Annotated in this window: 1 protein-coding gene and 1 pseudogene; both read left to right on the forward strand. The window is 59.3% G+C overall.

Annotation, left to right across the window (positions count from 1 at the left end):
• Nucleotides 1–708: TorF family putative porin (locus WEA77_RS02630; RefSeq protein ID WP_368066310.1), on the forward strand; the 708-nt coding region annotated here is incomplete at its 5' end.
• Between the two features lie 169 nt (nucleotides 709–877).
• A pseudogene (locus tag WEA77_RS02635) lies at nucleotides 878–1,269 on the forward strand (alanine dehydrogenase); the annotation flags it as partial.

The following is a 1,269-nucleotide window of genomic DNA, read 5'->3' on the forward strand; positions in this document are numbered from 1 at the left end:
ATTCGGCGCTCGATCAGGAGCGTGATGACAGAAGCGAGTTTCCTCCAAATGAAGCATAAATTCTCACGGGCCAGTCTGCTCGCAATCGCCTTGGTTTCTGCCGCCGGCACGGCCGCAGCCCAGGGCGAGGCTTCCGCTAACCTAGCCGTCACGAACGACTATGTCTGGCGGGGCATCTCGCAATCCGACAACGGCTTCGCCGTTCAGGGCGGCCTCGATTACAGCAATGGCGGCTTCTATGTCGGCACCTGGGCCTCGAACATCGATTTCGGGTCCGACGCGGATATCGAAGTCGACATCTATGGGGGCTATACCGGCGCCCTGTCGGAAATGGTGAGCTTTGACGTAGGCGTGATCGGCTATGTCTACCCGGGCGAAGACGACCTGAACTTCCTCGAAGTGAAAGCCGGCCTCGATTTCGCAGTTGACGCACTCGGCCTCGGCACGACCGTCTATTACGACCCCGACAACAAGAACACCTACCTCGAAGGTACCGCCTCCTACGCCTTTAACGATAAGTTATCCGGCCTCGCCAGTGTCGGCAATTACAGCTTCGACGGCGGCGGTGACTATACCGACTGGTCGGTAGGCGCAGCCTACAGCTTCGGCCTTTTCGACCTGACCGTGAAATACACGGACACGGACATCGACGGCGCCGGCGACATCGCTGACGAGAACTTCGTTGTCATGGTTTCGAAGTCCTTCTGATCGCTGCCTGACAGGCCTTGAGCATGGCACATCGCCCCCCTTCCGGTCCGCCGGAGGGGGGGCAAATGTTTTGGAAAGGACGAACCCTCTGCATCTGCTGATTTGAAGAAGGCTGGAAGTTGCGCACTTCCCGCTTTATATGGGCGGACTTACCTCTGGGAGAGGCTTCATGCGCATCGGCGTTCCAACCGAAATCAAGAAACAGGAATCCCGTGTCGGCCTGACACCGGAAAGCGTCGGCGAACTCGTCCGCGCCGGCCATTCGGTCCTCGTCCAGTCCGGAGCCGGCATCAATTCCGGCTTTGCCAACGAAGCCTATGTCTCGGTCGGCGCCGAAATCGCCCCGGATGCAGACGCGGTCATTGGCGCCAGCGAACTGATCGTCAAGGTCAAGGAACCCCAGCCGGAAGAAACCGCCCGTCTCACACCTGACCATACCCTCTTTACCTATCTCCACCTCGCGCCGGATCCGGTCCAGGCCAAGGGCCTGATGAAATCGGGCTGCCTCGCCATCGCTTATGAAACAGTCACCGATTCCGAAGGCGGCCTCCCGCTTCTTCA

This window comes from Hyphomonas sp. (genome assembly GCF_040882205.1).
Taxonomy (GTDB): domain Bacteria; phylum Pseudomonadota; class Alphaproteobacteria; order Caulobacterales; family Hyphomonadaceae; genus Hyphomonas.